This is a genomic window from Franzmannia pantelleriensis (assembly GCF_900102875.1).
In the GTDB taxonomy this organism is placed as follows: Bacteria; Pseudomonadota; Gammaproteobacteria; order Pseudomonadales; family Halomonadaceae; genus Franzmannia; species Franzmannia pantelleriensis.
Map to the genome: position 1 here is coordinate 169,018 of NZ_FNGH01000001.1, position 17,086 is coordinate 186,103.

At 62.0% G+C, this 17,086-nt stretch carries 12 protein-coding genes; 3 read left to right on the forward strand and 9 right to left on the reverse strand.

The window, feature by feature from the left end; translation table 11 throughout:
• From leuC to BLT16_RS00625, 4 genes are read right to left on the reverse strand one after another with little or no spacing between them, the layout of a single operon-like run.
• Window positions 1–1,374: a 3-isopropylmalate dehydratase large subunit gene (gene leuC / locus BLT16_RS00610; RefSeq protein WP_089656535.1), complete on the reverse strand. Its 1,374-nt coding sequence runs from the start codon at window positions 1,372–1,374 to the stop codon at window positions 1–3.
• On the reverse strand, window positions 1,371–2,894 hold the full coding sequence (locus tag BLT16_RS00615; RefSeq protein WP_089656537.1) for a tripartite tricarboxylate transporter permease: 1,524 nt from the start codon (window positions 2,892–2,894) through the stop codon (window positions 1,371–1,373). Before BLT16_RS00615 ends, leuC begins: the two co-directional genes overlap by 4 nt.
• Before the next feature lie 37 nt (window positions 2,895–2,931).
• Window positions 2,932–3,402, reverse strand: coding sequence for a tripartite tricarboxylate transporter TctB family protein (locus BLT16_RS00620; protein WP_089656539.1), 471 nt, complete (start codon window positions 3,400–3,402; stop codon window positions 2,932–2,934).
• A 50-nt stretch (window positions 3,403–3,452) separates the two neighbouring features.
• Entirely contained in the window at window positions 3,453–4,472 is a 1,020-nt protein-coding gene (locus tag BLT16_RS00625) for a Bug family tripartite tricarboxylate transporter substrate binding protein (protein WP_089656541.1), read from the reverse strand.
• A 163-nt stretch (window positions 4,473–4,635) separates the two neighbouring features.
• Between BLT16_RS00625 and BLT16_RS00630 the strand changes: the two genes are divergently transcribed.
• Both BLT16_RS00630 and BLT16_RS00635 read left to right on the forward strand, forming a co-directional pair.
• Window positions 4,636–5,421 carry a GntR family transcriptional regulator gene (locus BLT16_RS00630; protein ID WP_089656543.1) on the forward strand — a complete coding sequence of 262 codons (786 nt, stop codon included), beginning with the start codon at window positions 4,636–4,638 and terminating at the stop codon, window positions 5,419–5,421.
• A gap of 22 nt (window positions 5,422–5,443) precedes the next feature.
• Window positions 5,444–6,310 (forward strand): isocitrate lyase/PEP mutase family protein, encoded by an 867-nt coding sequence (locus tag BLT16_RS00635; RefSeq protein WP_089656546.1) that lies wholly within the window; start codon window positions 5,444–5,446, stop codon window positions 6,308–6,310.
• Window positions 6,311–6,338: 28 nt separating this feature from the next.
• Here BLT16_RS00635 and BLT16_RS00640 read toward each other — a convergent pair whose 3' ends face one another.
• From BLT16_RS00640 to BLT16_RS00650, 3 genes are all read right to left on the reverse strand, one after another.
• Entirely contained in the window at window positions 6,339–8,270 is a 1,932-nt protein-coding gene (locus tag BLT16_RS00640; RefSeq protein WP_089656548.1) for a TRAP transporter permease, read from the reverse strand.
• Window positions 8,271–8,333: 63 nt separating this feature from the next.
• Window positions 8,334–9,371: a TAXI family TRAP transporter solute-binding subunit gene (locus tag BLT16_RS00645; RefSeq protein WP_089656550.1), complete on the reverse strand. Its 1,038-nt coding sequence runs from the start codon at window positions 9,369–9,371 to the stop codon at window positions 8,334–8,336.
• A gap of 64 nt (window positions 9,372–9,435) precedes the next feature.
• Window positions 9,436–10,215: a GntR family transcriptional regulator gene (locus BLT16_RS00650; RefSeq protein ID WP_089656552.1), complete on the reverse strand. Its 780-nt coding sequence runs from the start codon at window positions 10,213–10,215 to the stop codon at window positions 9,436–9,438.
• A gap of 147 nt (window positions 10,216–10,362) precedes the next feature.
• Between BLT16_RS00650 and BLT16_RS00655 the strand changes: the two genes are divergently transcribed.
• Entirely contained in the window at window positions 10,363–12,153 is a 1,791-nt protein-coding gene (locus tag BLT16_RS00655; RefSeq protein ID WP_089656553.1) for a gamma-glutamyltransferase family protein, read from the forward strand.
• A 123-nt stretch (window positions 12,154–12,276) separates the two neighbouring features.
• Here the strand turns inward: BLT16_RS00655 and BLT16_RS00660 are convergent, their stop codons facing one another.
• Window positions 12,277–14,010: a PilZ domain-containing protein gene (locus tag BLT16_RS00660; RefSeq protein WP_089656555.1), complete on the reverse strand. Its 1,734-nt coding sequence runs from the start codon at window positions 14,008–14,010 to the stop codon at window positions 12,277–12,279.
• Between the two features lie 418 nt (window positions 14,011–14,428).
• The gene (locus BLT16_RS00665; RefSeq protein ID WP_176817124.1) at window positions 14,429–17,005 is read right to left on the reverse strand and encodes a bifunctional diguanylate cyclase/phosphodiesterase; all 2,577 of its coding nucleotides are present in this window, start codon (window positions 17,003–17,005) and stop codon (window positions 14,429–14,431) included.
• Between the last annotated feature and the right edge of the window lie 81 nt (window positions 17,006–17,086).

Genomic DNA, 17,086 nt, shown 5'->3' on the forward strand with positions numbered 1-17,086 from the left:
CTAGCCTCCTGTGCGGATGTCGACGATCTTGCCGTTGAGCGCTGCTGCAGCGGCCATGGCGGGGCTCATCAGGTGGGTGCGTGCGCCGGGCCCCTGGCGGCCGGGAAAGTTGCGGTTGCTGGTGGACGCGCAGCGCTGACCAGGGGCGACGCTGTCGCCGTTCATCGCTACGCACATCGAGCAGCCGCTTTCGCCCCAGCTGGCGCCGGCCTGACGGAAGATCTCTGCCAGGCCTTCGGCTTCTGCCTGCGCCTTGACGCGGTTGGACCCGGCAACGATCAGGGTTGGCACCTTGACCGTGCCACCTTGGAGTACGCTGGCGGCGTCGCGCAGATCGCTTAGCCGTGAGTTGGTGCAGGAGCCGATGAAGACCTGGTCGACTTCCAGGCCGAGGATGGGCTGGCCTGCGTTCAGGCCCATGTACTCCAGTGAGCTATGGGTGGCCTCGCTGTCGACGGTGGCAAATGGCTCATCCACGGCCACGGACTGCTCGGGACTGGTACCCCAGGTCACACGCGGTGCAACGTCGTTGGCGTCGAGGGTCACGGACTTGTCGTAAGCGGCCCCGGGGTCGCTGTAAAGGCTGAGCCAATGACGCTCGGCTTGCTCGAGTGCCTCGCCGGTGGGGGCTCTGGGCGTGTCGCGTAGCCAGCTGAGGGTGGTGTCGTCCGGGGCCACCATGCCGACCCGGGCACCTGCCTCTATGGTCATGTTGCACAGGGTCATGCGGGCGTCCATTGAGAGGTTGGCCACCGCCGGGCCGGTGTACTCCACGGCGTGGCCGGTGGCGCCGCCCGTGCCTATCTGGTGAATGATGTGCAGCGCGAGGTCCTTGGCGGTGACGCCGTGGGCGAGCTGCCCACTGACATGGATCCGCATTGTCTTGGGGCGACGTTGCCAGAGGGTCTGGGTGGCGAGCACATGGGCAACCTCGGTGGCACCGATGCCCATCGCCAGCGCGCCGAAGGCGCCGTGGGTGGTGGTGTGCGAGTCACCGCAGACGATGATCAGCCCGGGAAGTGTCAGGCCCAGTTCCGGGGCGGCGACGTGGACGATGCCGCGGTCGGTGTGGCCGAGCCCGAGGTAGGTCAGTTGATGCTTGGCGGTGTTGTCCTCGAGCAGGCGAATCATACCGGCGACCTCGGGGTCGTCGTCTAGGCGTGCCAGGTTGGAGGGCACGTAGTGGTCGGCGATGCCGAAGGTGAGCTCCGGGTAGGCCAGAGGCCGGCCGCTGCTGTCGAGCTTGTCGAAGGCGTGAAAGGAGCCTTCGTGGACGAAGTGGCGGTCGACCCACAGCAGGTCGAACTCCCCTGTGCTGGCGATCCTGTGCTGCTGCCAGATCTTCTCGAACAGGGTGAGGGGGGGCTGTGTCATGACGGAGTCCTCGGAGAGGGGGGTGGCGTGGCGCGGCGCTTGAACACGCTGCCAATGACTCGCGGCAGCACCGAGAGAAGCAGCAATGCCAGCAGTGCCAGGGTGATGGGGCGGTCGGCAATGAAGCCCAGGTTGCCGCCGCTGATCTGCATGCTGCGAACCAGCTCGCCTTCGGCCATGCCACCGACCAGCAGCCCGACCACGGTAGCTGCCACCGGGAAGCCGTAGCGGCGCATCAGCCAGCCGATGATGCCGGTGGCCACCACGGTGATTGGGCCGACCATGTTGCCGGTGATGGCATAGGAGCCGACCACTGCCAGCACCATGACGATAGGGATCATCAGCTTTAAGGACAGTTTGACGATATAGCCGGCGAGAAAGATAAAACCGACCCCGACCATCAACAGAAGGATCGCCTGGGCCATATTACCGATGATCAGGGCGTAGACGATGTCGGGGTTTTCGCGGATGAAGCGTGGCCCGCCGGTAACGTTGTGCAGGGCGAAGGCGCCGAGCAGCACCGCGGTGCCGGCACCACCGGGAATCCCCAGGGCCAGCAGGGTGATCATCGAGCCGCCCTCGGAGCTGCTGTTGGCCGACTCGGCGGCAATCAAGCCGGATGGATTGCCCTTGCCGAACGTCTCGGGCTCCTTGGAGCGCTGCTTGGCAGTGGCGTAGGCGGCGAGGTTGGCGATGCTGGCGCCGACCCCGGGAATGGCGCCGATCACCGCGCCCATGCTACCGCCGCGCAGCAGTTGAAAGGGTTTGCTGGCGGCCTGGCTCATGCCGCTGAGGATGTGGCGAAAGCTCACCACTCGCAGGCTGCTGTCATCGACGATGTAGCGCTTGCCGATCAGGTTGAACAACTCCGAGGCGGCAAAGAAACCGATCAGGGCGGGAATCACCGGGATGCCGTCGAGCAGGTACATGCTGCCGAAGGTGCCGCGCATCTGGCCGGCATCGCTGTAGCCGATGGTGCTGATCAAGATGCCGAGTATACCGGCAGCAATCCCCTTGGAGATGCTGGCATCGTTGAGCACGGCGATTAGCGTGACGCCCCAGATCGCGATCACCAGCATTTCGGTGGGCCCCAGGCGCAGCACCCACTGCGAAATCGACTGCACGGTGAACAACAGCAGCAGGTAGCCGACCAGGGTGCCGAGCACCGAGGCGACCAGGCCGATGCCAAGTGCCTGGGCATGCTCGCCGCGCCGTGCCATGGGGTAGCCGTCGAAGGCAGTGGCCACCGACGATGAGGTGCCGGGGATGTTGAGCATGATGGCGGGAATCGCGCCGCCAAAGCCGCCACCGGTGAAGATGGCGGTGAGAAATAGGATCGCTGGGAGGAAGTCCATGTACAGCGTGGCGGGCAGGAACACCGCCATGGCGATCGAAATCGAGAGGCCGGGTATCGAGCCGAAGAACAGCCCGATGATTAGCCCTGGCGGCACCACCAGCCAAGCCGCGGGGGTGTTGCCTAGTAGGCTGAGGGCGGCATGGAAGGCCTCGGCGTTGATCATGACGCAGGATGCCTCTTGTGGGGTAGAGGAGTGGGGCTCACAGCAGCAGGGTGGGCAGGCGAATGCCCAGCAGTTCGATGAACAGCAGCACGATGGTGGCCGAGACCACCACGCCGAAGCCGATGATCACCCACCAGCGCCGCTCACCCTGCAGGTAAAGTGCCAGACACAGAAATAGCAGGCTGCCTAGATCGAAGCCGATGATCGGTATGGCTGCCACATACACCGCCAGTAGCCCCATGAACAGCAGCGCGGGAAGCGCCGAGGGATCGTCCTCGGCGGCGGCGCTGACATGACGCTGGCGATACCAGTCGATGACCTTGGTGCCGACGATCGTCAGCAGGGCAGTGATGCCGATGCCGGCGGCCGGCACGATCAGCAACCAGTCGGTGACGCCGCGGGCGGCGGCATGTACCCCGTGGGCGTAGTAGCCGAAAACGGCCGCCAGGCTTAGTGAGAACAGCACGCTACCCAGGGGAAAGCCGTGCCGTCGAGTCGAGGTTGCCATGCTTGCCTCCCGCGTTGTCTATCCGAGGTGACTGGACGAGTGGGCCGCGCTTACTGCAGCAGCGGGGCATACTGCTGCACGGCACGGTAAGCTTCGTCGACCAGCGCCTGGCTGTCCTCGGGGGAAACCCAGTCGGCACCAATGCCGGCTTCACTGGCCCAGGCTTGGAACTCGTCGCTCTCCAGGGTTTCCTGATAGACCTGAAGCAGGCGCTGGTAGCGTTCAGGGTGTTCCTCCTGCAGCGAGGCGTGGGCGATCAGACCGGTGACGTTGCCGCCGATCAGCGGGAGCGGCTCGATCCCGAGTTGCTGCATTTCGTCGTTGAACAGTGGTGCATCCCAGTTGTCGCTTGGTTCATCGTTGACCACGGCCAGGGCACGGACCTCGTCACTGATCGATAGCGCGGCTTCGGCGGCGAGAATTTCGAAGTCGACCTGATTGCCGGCCAGTGCCGCGCGCAGCGGAGCTCCGCCGCTGTAGGTCACGAAGCGCACGTTGTCGTGCTCGATGTCCAGCGCGTCCATCAGCACCAGGGTCTGCAGGTGACCGCCGTTGCCGACGATGATGCCGGAACTGACCTCGCCGGACTCGCGCATGGCCTCGATCAGTTCCTCGAGGGAGTGGTAGGGGCTGTCGTTGTGCACCGCTACGATGCCGTAGTCATTCCACTGCGCGCTGAGCAGTTGGAAATCTTCCCATTCGACCGGGGCGCCGCCGACTTCGATGGCGCTGGCGAGGTAGGGGGTGGCCTGCATTACCAGCAGGGTCTGGCCGTCGGCGGCCTGCTGCTGGAAGTAGGTGGCCCCCAGGGCGCCGGCGCCGCCAGGACGATTGACGATGCTGATCGGGACCTCGAGGCGCGGCGACATGTGTTCGGCCAGGCCGCGCGCCATGCGATCGGCGCTACCACCTGCATCGAAGGGAACGATGATCTCGATCGGGTCTTCCGGCCAGTCGGCCTGCGCAGCGCTGGCTAGACCGACGCTCAACACCAGGCACGAGATGCCGGCGCTGACGGCAGGCAGGCTGCGCTTAATGGCGTTGGTGAGTGGGCTGATCTGATGGTTCATGGGGCGTCTCCGGAGTCGTTATTGTTTAGGGATATCTAAGCTCTTGCGACGGATCATGCATTGGCAAGGGTTATTCATGCATGGTAATTTTGTCATGTCAATAGGACATGACGTCAGATAAACAAGAGCCAGTGGCTCTTACACTCAGGTCTAAGGAGGCGCAGTGACAGACCTCTCGAAACGCCAACTCGGCGGAGATGCCAGTGATCCGTGGCCGAAGCACCACCGCGTTTATCTGGTGTTGCGCCAGGAAATTCTGGAGGGGCGCTATACCCCAGAACATCCGCTGCCCAACGAGATACTGCTGACCGAGCAGTTCCAGGTGTCGCGTATCACCATTCGTAAGGCGATGGAGCGTCTGGACCGCGAGGGCCTGGTGGTGCGCTACCGCGGCAAGGGCACCTTTCCGGTGGCGTCCAATGAATCGTCACCGGTGCAGGCAAGTATCTCCGGGGTGATCGAGAATCTGATCGCGATGGGCCTCAAGACCGAGGTCAAGGTGCTCGATTTTGGCTATGTGGCAGCCTCGGCCGAGGTGGCACAAGCGCTCGAGGTGGCGTCCGGGAGCTCGGTGCAGAAGGCTACCCGGGTGCGGAGCCACCGCGGGGCGCCGTTCTCACTGCTGACCACCTATGTGCCGGAAGCGATCGGGCGAACCTTCTCCGAGCAGGACATGGCGTCCCAGCCGCTGCTGCTGTTGCTGGAGCGCGCCGGGGCCAAGGTGGCCCGTGCCGAGCAGGCGATCACCGCCAAGCTGGCGACCCCTGCTCAGGCCAGTCTGCTCGACATGGAGCCGGGTGATGCACTGCTGTGCATTCGCCGTACCGTGTTCGACGAAGATGACCGCCCGGTCGAATACATCGAAGGCTTCTACTGCCCCGACACCTATGAGCATCAGATGTCCTTGGGGCGCAAGACCCACAATAATCAGCGCGTCTGGGACGCGTGATATTCATCGTTGAGGAAATGCCATGACTCCGCTCGCCGATTTGATCCAGCAAACCCAGGGTGCCGTGGTCGCACCGGGGGTCTACGACCCGTTCACGGCCAATCTGGCGGCGCAGGCTGGTTTCGAGAGTGTTTATCTATCCGGCGCTAGCCTGGCCTACACCCAGTTGGGCCGTCCTGACCTTGGGCTGGTGACCATGACCGAAGTGGCCGATAGCATCGCGGCGATTCGCGACCGTGTGGATATCGCACTGATCGTCGACGCCGATACCGGCTACGGCAATGCGCTCAACGTGCAGCGTACCGTGAGGGTGTTCGAGCGCAGCGGGGCCTCGGCGATACAGCTGGAGGATCAGACCTTTCCCAAGCGCTGTGGCCATCTGAGCGGCAAGACGCTGATCACAGCCGATGAGATGGTGGGCAAGATCCAGGCGGCCTGCGACGCACGCCGCAGCGAGACGACCCAGATCATCGCGCGCACCGATGCGATCGGCGTAGAGGGGATCGATGCCGCGATGGTGCGCGCCGAGCGCTATCTTGATGCGGGTGCCGATGTACTGTTCATCGAGGCACCGCAGAGCCGCCAGCAACAGCTGATGATCACCGAACGCTTTCAGCAGCGGGTACCGCTACTGGCCAACATGGTCGAGGGTGGGCGCACACCGGCGGGCAGTGCCGATGAACTGGCGGACCTGGGCTTCAAGCTGGTGATCTTCCCCGGAGGGCTTGCCCGCGCGGTCATTCGCCAGGCCTCGGCGTATTTCGAGAGCCTCAAGCACCACGGATCCACTGAGCCCTTCCGCGACCGCATGGCCGCCTTCGACGAGCTAAACGAGAGTATCGGACTGCCCGAGATGCTGGCCACCGCCGAGCGTTACGCTGCGAAGTAGTGGTCGTCTGTTGCTGGCCATCCTCCCGCTAGGCCTCGCGGGTGATGGGATGCCGGTCTCTCAGCGTGAACTGATAGCCCAGGATGGCGATGATAGCGATACAGCCTATTAACGTGCCCATCATGCCCGGCACGAGCGTCAGCGTGGCGGCAATCAGTAGCACCAGTCGGACCGACCACGCAGTGCGTATGAACCCTTGCCCAACCATCGCGACATTGAGGGCGGCGAGGGCCACGAGGCTGATGGCTATCACCATGAGCTGATCGACCAGCGAGCCCTCGAGCAGCAGCAGCTCTGGCCTGGCGACGAACAGGAAGGGCAGGAAGAAACCCGGCAGGCCAATTTTCACTGCCTGCATGGCGGTGGTGAAGTAGGACGCCTCGGCGATGCGGGCGGCGATCAGCGAGGCGACGGCTACCGGCGGGGTGAGCGCCGAAAAGATGGCGAAATAGAGCACGAACATGTGCGCGGCCATCAAGCTCAATCCCATATCGATCAGCGCCGGGGCGGTCAGCAAGGCGACCAGTATGTAGGCCGCCGAGGTGGGCAGGCCTAGCCCGAAGATCAAGCAGGCAACGGCGGCAATCAGTAGCAGCACACCGAGGCTGCCATCAGCAATGCTGAGCATCAGGTAGGAGAGCTTTTGCGCGAAGCCGGTGGCGGTCAGGACTTCCACGAAGATGCCGATCACGGCGACGATGACGGCGATGGTGGCGCCACTGAAGCCGCCCTCACGCAGACCATCGACCAGGCGGGTGACGGCGGTGCCCAGTGCCTTGAGTGGATGCCGATATTGGCGCAGCAGGCTGCTGGCGAGCTCGAGCACGATGATCGCGAGGCAGCCATAGGCCGCGGCATAGGAGGGCGGCATGCGGCTGACCAGCAGATAAACGAGCACGCCTATGGCCATCAGTAGATGGCCGTAGCGTGCCAGCAGCTGTTTGGCAGGCAGCGTTGGCGCCTGGTTCTGTTGATAAGGTACTAGGCCGTCGCGAGCGGCCTGCAGGTGCACGGCCAGGATCAGATAGAAATAGTAGAGGCCCGCTGGGATCATGGCGGCGAGAATCACCTGATCGTAGCCGAGCCCGGTGACACCAACCATCAGAAAGGCGGTGAGGCCCATCACCGGTGGTGTCATCTGGCCGCCGGTGGAGGCGACGGCCTCGACGGCGCCGGCGAAGGGTGCCTTGAAGCCCGTGCGCTTCATGGTGGGGATCGTCATGGTGCCGGTGCTGGCAATGTTGGCGACGGTGCTGCCGGAGATCATGCCCATGAAGGCGCTGGCGAGGACCGCGATTTTGGCCTGGCCACCGCGGGAGTTGCCTGCCAGCTTGGTGGCGAACCCCATGATGAAATCGATGCCGCCGGTGGCTTTGAGTAGCCCGGCAAAGACCATGAAGATGAAGATGGTGCCGGCAGACAGCTCGGTGAGCGATCCCAGCACGCCTTGGAAATTGGGAATTGAGGCATAGGACACCAGCCGCTCCAGGCCCATGCCGCCGTGATAGAGCAGTTGAGTGGGCAGGCTATTGCCAAAGTAGCCATATAGCAGGCCGATGACGCCGATCAGCGGGATGGTCAACCCCCACTGCTGCCAGGCGGCCACCAGGCAGGTGGCGATGAGCAGGCAGCCGATCACCACATCCATCGGCTCAGGGCCGAATACGCGGTCGGTGATCAGTCCGTCGTACTCCAGAAATACGTAGCCGGCGGCAATAGCGGCGATGCCGAAGCAGCCGGCATAGGCGAGCCGAGCGAGCCAGTGACGCGAATGACCCGCGGCACTGGTGAAGATGATCACCAGTGCCATGCCGAGGTGAAGGGTCTTGAACTGGCCTGATGGCAGGTAGTAATTGAACACCTGCAGCAGGTGAGTGGCTACCATGACCAGCGTCAGGAGCAGTATCAGGTTGGCACTATTGAGATAGCCGCGCTTCTCGTCGAGCAGCTTGGGTGTCATGGGGACCTTCAACCTCGTCGATGAACGGCTGCCATGCACCGCAGTGCATGGCAGACGGCAGGGTTAGGCGGTGACAGGATCGGCAATGATCAGCTCGTCACGCCATACGCCGCGTTCCTGAAAGTAGCGCGCTGCGCCAGCGTTGACCGGGTACTCCGAGAGCAGGTACTCAACCGCGAACTCCACGCCGATGTCCTGTAGCTGCGAGCCAACGCGGCGAACCTGCTCGGGGTCATCGAAGATGGCCTTGCAGACGGCGTAGGCTTCTTCGTCCGTGACGCCAGGCCGGGCCGCAAGGACGCCCGAGATGGCCGGCATCAGCATCTCGCCTTCCGCCTTGTCCCACTGCTCAGCAGTGACCGTTGTCGCCAGCAGGCCTGAGTTGATGCCTTGGGCGCGCTCTAGCACCTCGGGGTCGATCGGTAGGACGCGAAACTCAACGCTGCTGTCGATCTCTGCCAGCGACGGTGAAGGCCGGCCGTTGGTCAGTGTCGAAGGGATCGCATCCACGGACCCGGATTGGAAGGCGCTGAAGGTGTCGTTCCAGGAGCCGTAGGTCCAGTCGACGTCGTCGGCAACACCTGCTGCTTGAAGAATCGTCTGGTGCATGATGGCCGTGGCGCCGCCCGCGGTGGAGGGCATCACGCGCTTGCCAGCGAGGTCGGCGAGGCTATGGATGTCGGAGTCGGCGCGCACGATCAGCGGAATATTCCATACCGTGTAGGCAAACATCTGGCGTGCATCGATAGGCCCTGGGAAGGGGCGTTCGCCAGCGGTGGCCGGGGGCCAATCGGTGGAAGTGGTTTGGCCGAACTCGATCTCCTCGCGGCTGGCCATCACCATGTTCTCGGCGCCGCCTGAGGTGGCGAGCGTGGTGCTGCGCATGTCGCTGTTACGCTGCACGGCCTGAGCCAGTGCTTCGATGATGATATAGCCGGTAGATCCCAGGCTCGCTGAGCCCCAGCGCAGTTCACGGGTGGGCGATGCGGCCAGGATGCCGGGGAACAGGGCAACGCCGACACCGGCGAGACCGGCCTTGAGCAATTGACGGCGACGGGCGTCGATCGGAGACGTAGCGTTGGGGTTGATATCCTGAGTCATGTTGCTGCCTTTGTTGTTGGTGGAGCGGTTGGGTCATAACCATGGCGGCGGTACGCAGAGGGTGTCAGGCGCCGCGAACCTGACCTGCCTGAGTGCTGAGTTCGATATCACGATGCCCGGGCTGGACTTCGAAGCGCTGAAAGGTGGTCGGTGCCCCACCCCGATCGAAGCCTTGTACTCGCCACTGCATGCCGTGTCGGATGTCGTCGGCTAGACCAAGAAATCGCCTGGCATCCACGGAGAAAGGCGCGACGCCTAGGCGGTGCATGAAGTGACTGGTGAGGATGCGCTGGGTCTGGAACAGATGCTCATGCAGCGAGAGACCGTCGAAGTCGCTGGCTGGCTTGTCCAGCAGATCGTGGGCGTACTCCAACGGAAGAAAGAACTCATTGAAGGTCCAGGGTTCGCCTTCAACCTGAACCAGGCGTTTGACGACGGCGGCCTTGCGGCGACCGAAGAATGTCGCCAGTTCGCGGTCAAGGTCCACCACTTGGATGGCCAGGCCCTGCAGGGTCAGCGGCAGCGGGCGGCCGTTATCGAGAAAGCGGAAGACGCGGATGTCTTCGAACTTGATCTCCTGGTCGCGGATAAAGGTGCCGCGACCGTGCTCGCGAATGACGATGCCGTCGTCGGATAGTGCCTTTAGCGCCTTCTGGAGGGTGCCGAGGCTCGCTGGCAGCCGCGCCGATAGCTCCTGCTCCGAGGGCAGTTTGTCGCCCGGCATGAGGTGCCCAGCATGCACGGCCTCCTTGATGGCGTTGTAGAAACGCGCGTACTTCGGTACGCCGATGCGGTCGTTCTCGAAGTGGGGCAGGCAGGCGTTGACGATCTTGTCGAGTGTCATGGGCTACCGCTATTCAGTTGTCATTGGCGTTGTAGTAAATATAGCTATATAGCTTTAATGATCCTGCCTGTAAAAAATGGTAGGTTCAAGTACAACGTGAGCCTCGCCATACCGACGTCGCGCTCGACAACAAAAGGAACCGACTCCATGTCCAGCTTGCCGCCGTTTACCACTCGTCCCGAGATCAAGGGCACCTTCGGCGCCGTCAGTACCACGCATTGGCTGGCGTCCAGCGTCGGGATGGCAATGTTGGAAAAAGGCGGAAACGCCTTCGATGCCGCAGTGGCGGCAGGGTTTGTCCTGCAGATCGTCGAGCCACACCTGAATGGTCCGGGAGGCGAGGTGCCGATCATTGCCATGCGTCATGATGACTCGGCCCCCAGAGTGATCTGTGGCCAGGGGGTGACGCCCGCTGCGGCCACCGCGGAACGCTTCGCGGCGCTCGGCCTCAAGATGGTGCCGGGGACCGGGCTGTTGCCGGCCGTGGTGCCCGGGGCCTTCGGCGCTTGGATGACGCTGCTGCGTGATTACGGCAGCTTGCCGCTGGCGACGGTGCTGGCGCCTGCCATCGAGTATGCGGAGAGTGGGTTCCCGCTACTCAGCCGCGCGGTTTCCTCCATCTTGCCGGTGATCGATTTCTTCAAGCAGGAGTGGCCGAGCTCTGCCGAGCAATGGCTGGTTGGGGGTGGGGCGCCACGTCCCGATGCGCTGTTCCGCTGCCCGGGGATTGCCCTGACCTACCGACGCATTCTCGCTGAGGCGACGCTTGCGGGCCCCGATCGCGAGGCACAGATCGAGCGCGCCCGGGCGACCTTCTATGAGGGGTTCGTGGCCGAGGCGATCGATGATTTCTACCGTAAGCCCCTGATGGACAGCACCGGTGAGCGACATGCCGGCCTGTTGACGGGTGACGATATGGCGCGCTGGTCGGCGAGCGATGAGGCCACGGTGAGCGCTGAATACGCGGGATACCGGGTCCACAAGGCTGGCCCTTGGAGCCAGGGGCCGGTTTTTCTTCAGCAGCTGGCACTGCTCGAGGGGGTAGACTTTGCGTCATTCGGCCCGGACAGTGCCGAGTTCGTGCATCAGGTCGCTGAATCGGCGAAGCTGGCTTATGCCGACCGCGAGGCGTGGTATGGCGATCCGGCGGCCGCGGACGTGCCACTCAAGACGTTGCTCAGCGGGGAATACAACGCAGCACGTCGGCAACTGGTCGGTGATCGGGCGTCGCTTGCAATGCGCCCTGGGCTTGCCGGCGCTGATGAGCGGATCGAGGCGATCATGGCCCTGGCCGGCAGCGAGCCGACCATCGGCCCAGGGGGCGGTGAGCCTACCTTTGCACCGCTGCCCAGCGTCGAGGGTGATACGGTGCATCTGGATATCGTCGACCGCTTCGGCAACATGGTGTCGGCGACGCCCAGCGGTGGCTGGCTGCAAAGCTCACCCAGCGTGCCCGGGCTTGGCTTCTCGATCTCCACGCGAGCGCAGATGACCTGGCTGGCGCCGGGCCTAGCCAGTTCCCTGCGGCCTGGCGTGCGTCCGCGCACGACGCTGACACCGACCCTGGTGACCCGCGGTGACAAGGCAGTGATGGCGCTTGGATCGCCCGGTGGCGATCAGCAGGATCAGTGGAGCCTAACGACGTTCTTGCGGATCGTTCACTACGGCTATGATCTGCAGCGGGCCATCGATGCGCCGCAGTTCCAGATTCGTCACTTCCCCGCGTCCTTCCATCCGCGTGAGTGCGTACTGGGCCGCGTGCTGATCGAGAATCGCTTTTCGCCAGACGTCCTGGCGGATCTGCGATCCAGGGGGCATGAGCTGGCGATCCAGGATGCGTGGGCGCTGGGGCGCGTCTGTGCCGTGGCTCGCTACGATGGCATGCTCCATGCGGGGGCATCCGCTAGGCACATGCAGGGGTATGCCGTGGGGCGTTGATGGTCAAGTTTGCCTGCCAGCAGGCGCTGCTGGTCAGCAGTATGTAGCCAGGCCTGCCTATGACTAGCGAGTGTGCGTAATCGATCACTTTGCCGTGGGCGGTGGCAGGGCTCGTGACGCTGATTAGACCTTCACGACCTTCACCCCGTAATCGGCTGGATTGACGATATCCTCGAGCTTGCCGATCTGGGAGAAGTCGCCGCTACTGATGATATTGTCGATGTTGGTATCGGGAAAACGCAGGTTCTTGACGATGTGCACTTGGGTCGGCATGCCCTTACCGTCGATGTCCATGACCCAGGCGAGGAAGCCACCAGAGAACTTTGCCAGGCTGCCGATCGGGTAGAGGCCATAGACTTGGATATACTCCACCAGCACGGTTTTGTCATAGGCGGCGTTTGCCTCGTGAATCCTGCGGTAGGCATCGAGCGGGGGGCGAGGCGGAGCGCCGTTACGTGCAAAGCGCTGCTTATTGACTGCCTTGATTATCGATACTAGCCGCACCAGCTCTGAGAGCGACTCGGCGCGCTTGCCTGCTGGGTACCCGCTGCCATCCAGACGCTCATTGGCATTCTCGATCACGTCTCGGCAAGTGGGGCTGGGCGTCCAGTTCAGTTCACGCAGCTTGTCGCTCAGTACTGTCACGTGTCCCCGGAGAACCGCCTTTTGAGCTGGATTCATGTTGACCTTGAGCGACGGCAACTGGGGGCCGATTAGCAGCGGCTTACCCATGGTGTGCAGCAGTGCGCCGAGCACGGCTTCGCGCACTTTGGGGTCGTGCGGATCGCGTATGGTCAACATATCAGCCAATTGACCTGCTACCTGCACGGCATGGCGGACCCAGTCCTGCTCTTCGCGCAGGTAGGCCAAGGCATGCAGTAACGTTTTTCGGTCTTTTTCCACCAGGTAACGCAGGGTGTCGACGCAGTCATAGAAGATTTCTTCAGGGAACAAGTCGCGGGTCTTCATATACATCAGACCTACCTGAAGATGGTGAGCAATATGGACGACACCCCGCTCCATGGGCGACTGGCGCGAGTGCATCTCGCGCTCTTTGCTTTCACGCTGAAGAATCTGCTTCTCCTTGGTGCCGGGAATGAAGAGGGGAGAGTGCTGCGTCATTTTATCATTGGCCCCGGTACGGTAGGCCGCTTCGCGCTCGGACTCGCCGACGTATCGGAACAAGGCCTCTGTTTGAAGTGACGTCAGGCCTATAAACTGGATGCCGACAGCAGCATAGCCATGATTGCCAAAGGGGCGGATATGCCGGACCTTGCCCGCAGCGAAGAAACTTTCACCGTTGGGAAATTCGAGCGTAACACCAGGAATGTCCTGCTCCACGTTGATCGCGATGCTGTCGGCAAGGTCTATGTCGGCCATGCAGCCACCGACTGACAGGTTACGCAGCCGCCCTGGGACGTTGAGCTCGTGCAGAAAGACTTCGATGTTGACGCGGGCCTGCATGCCGAGGATAAAGGGAATCCGGATCGCCCCCCGTTGCTCTGCAACGAAGACAGATTCGGGAAGTTGGCACTCCAGGCGATACAAGATGCTATCGGTCTTGATCAGCTTGGCGTCGACATTGCTGAGGCTGTAGGTCTCACGCTCGAGGGCCTGTGCCCCCTTAAGCACCTCGAGGTCGAAGCTTACGCCACCCTTGGCTAGGTAGCGCTCGATATCCTGGCCGGCATATTCGACCTCCAGCACCAAGCGGCCAGTACTCTGGTCCAGTTCGATCACGTCCGCTTTCAGGGGATAAGCCATATCCTTGGCATACAGTGACAGCTCGTGTGTCTGCAACAACAGTGAATGAATCACGGTCGCCGTGGGGTTGTCATGCCTAGCGGGAACGGCCATAGGAGCCACCTGCGCATTTAATATTGGTTTTTATTGAACAATGTCAATGTGAAGTATCGGATCCTCAATTGCGTTACTGGGACTGTGAGACGAATAGAGCATTGCCTTATGCGCTAGGCTAGCCCTCGTTCGGGCCTCCTGCCAGTACCCAACTGTGCCACGTTGCCTTGGCCGCGTGCGGGCCATGGTCTGCACGTTTAATGGCAGGCTTCAACGAGCTTGGCCCCGCGCTGACCAATGCCACACCCAGGTAGGTGTAGCAATAATGTATCATCCTCTATGACGTGTGTCCGAGATTTACCGGTGAGGTTGCCAGTATCGTGCGTAACCGATCGTAGATCTGCCCGGCCTGGGTTTTGGCCCCCTGGGTAGATAGCAGTTTGTAGTGGTCATTGTTTTAGGTCACTACATTGCGTATCTAGGGGATGGCCACTGGGGGTAGGGGGTTGGGCAGTGCCAGGAGGTCTTGAAGCGGCATCGGTCTGGCGAAAAGGAAGCCTTGGAGCAAATCACAGTCACGACGAATCAGGTCCTGCTGCTGCTCGCGTTTCTCTATCCCTTCGGCGACCACGACCAGATCCATGTGATGAGCCATGGTGATGATGCCTTGGACGATGGCGGCATTGTTGCGGCTGGTGAGAATATCCTGGATGAAGGCGCGGTCGAGCTTGATCTTGTGGATGGGCAGGTCGCGCAGGTAGCTCAAGCTGGAGAAACCGGTACCAAAATCATCGATGGCGATGGTGATGCTCATCCCCCGCAGCTTGCCGATCATCTCGATAGCCTGTTCAGCCCCTCCCAGCAGGATGCTCTCGGTCATCTCCAGCTCGAGAAGCTCGGGGGGGAGACCCGTCTCATCGAGAATACCCTGCACTTCGTCTAGAAAGCCGTCGCGGCGAAACTGTAACGAGGAGATGTTGACGGCCACCGGGAACACTCGTGACCCTTTTGCGTGTAGGTCAGCCAGGCTCTGGCAGGCCTGTTTCAGCACCCAGCGGCCCAGGTCGATGATCTGGCCGGTTTGCTCGGCAATCGGAATGAAGATCCCGGGTGATACCGTCCCTAGGGTGGGATGGTGCCAGCGGACCAGGGCCTCGACGCTGCGCAGCTGGCCGCTTACAGCATCAACCACCGGTTGGTAATAGAGTTCGAACTGGTCATCGCGCAGAGCAGCGTGGAGGTCATGACGCAGCAATACATGTTCGCTGGTGTGCCGCTTGCTGCCTTCCTGGTACCACTGCCAGGTGTTGCGTCCCTGCTGCTTAGCCACTTCGAGGGCAAGGTCTGCATGCATAAGCAGTTCATGGGCCTGTTGAATGGGCTCGTCGCTGCACGCGACGCCAATGCTGGTACTGATGTGCAAGGCGTGACCGTCGATAGCGAATGGGCGTTCCAGGGCCGTGAGGATGCGCTCGGCGGCAGCGACCACTTCTTTTCGGGTTCTGAAGCCAGGCATTAAAAAGACAAACTCATCCCCGGCGAGGCGGGCTAGGGTGTCAGTGTGGCGAAGCAACTGACGCAGCCGGTCAGCGACGGCCATCAGCAGTTGATTGCCGATGGTATATCCCAGGCCATCATTGATTGACTTGAATCCGTCCAGATCGAGATACATCACCGCCAGCAGGTTCTGATTCTGCTGACTCAATCGGAATAGATCTTCGAGACGGTTCTCCAATGCAGGACGATTGGGTAAGTCAGTTAGCAGGTCGTGGGTAGCTTGATGGGCAATCTGGGCCTCTTGAGTCCGCTCGCGAGTGATGTCTTGTTGATTACCGATAAAGTGAGTGCAACACCCGGTTTCATCAATAACCGGGCTGATCACCAGGCGATTCCAGAAGGTCGTGCCGTCCTTGCGGTAATTCAGCAGTGTGACCTGTACCTCGCTACGCGCCGCCAGGGCGTGGCGGATGGTCTCGACGGCTGTTGGGTCAGTCTCTGGGCCTTGCAAGAAACGACAGTTTTTACCCAGCACTTCGCCAAGCGCATAACCGGTCAGACGACAAAAGGCCTCGTTGGCATACACCAGTGGCATGTCGCGTTGGGTGGCATCGGCCATCAGCACGCCATTGGGGCTGGCCTCGATGCCGCGTTGCAACAGGCGTAGCTCGGCCTCCTGCCGTTTGCGCTCGGTGATATCGTGACAGATGCCATAGACGCCGACGATCTCGCCATCGACGGTCACCGGGAAGTTGGTGATTTCCAGATGATAGGCATATCCATCGGCATGCGTGCCTAGGGTCTCGTACTGGCGTGAAGTCCCGAATCGGGCGGCATCGAAGGCCGCCTGGGTCAGTTCGCGATAATTGGGGGCGATAAATTCGTTGAAGTGGCGGCCGATCAGCACCTGTTCAGGATAGCCGGTGATCTGCTCCAGGGCGGCATTGCCACGCTGGAACCTGCCCTCGAGATCGAATTCATAGACGCCGTGAGGGTGATTGACGAACAGCGAGCGGTGCCATTCCGCCAGCGTACGGTGATGCCGACTGTCGCGATCTCTGATGACCGCCAGTGCAATCAGGGCGGCGGCCTGGCGGAGCCATCTCATGCTCGCGTCGCTTGGGGCGGCTGGCACGCGATGATAGGCACCGAATGTTCCCAGTAACTCACCCTGAGGGGTAATCACTGGGCTTGACCAGCAGGCACGGAGGCCTTCGGCAAGCGCAACATCGCGGTAGGCTTCCCAACCTGGATCCGTTTGGATGTCCTCGGTGATGACCTGTCGACGTAGATAAGCAGCGGCACCGAAGGAGGTCGTCCTGGGGCCGATGGGGGCATCCTGAAGCCGCTCGAAGTAGCGCTGGGAGAAACGTTGACTGGGGAACAAGCTGAGCGTACGGCGCGCTGGGTCGAAACGCATGAAGGCCACCACGGCACCGGGAAGCTGAAGACGAATCCAGTCAGCAATCGCATCCTGGGTTTTCGTCAGCGGCGCCTGTTGAGCGATCAGTTCATGGATCTCCTGCTGCGCTTCCAGCGGTGCGAGCTCGTCGGTCACGGGGGTGCCTCCAGTCGATATTCCTCCTGACAGTGGCAGGCGGCTGATCAGTTATCAGTAAATACTGAAGGAGGCCATCAA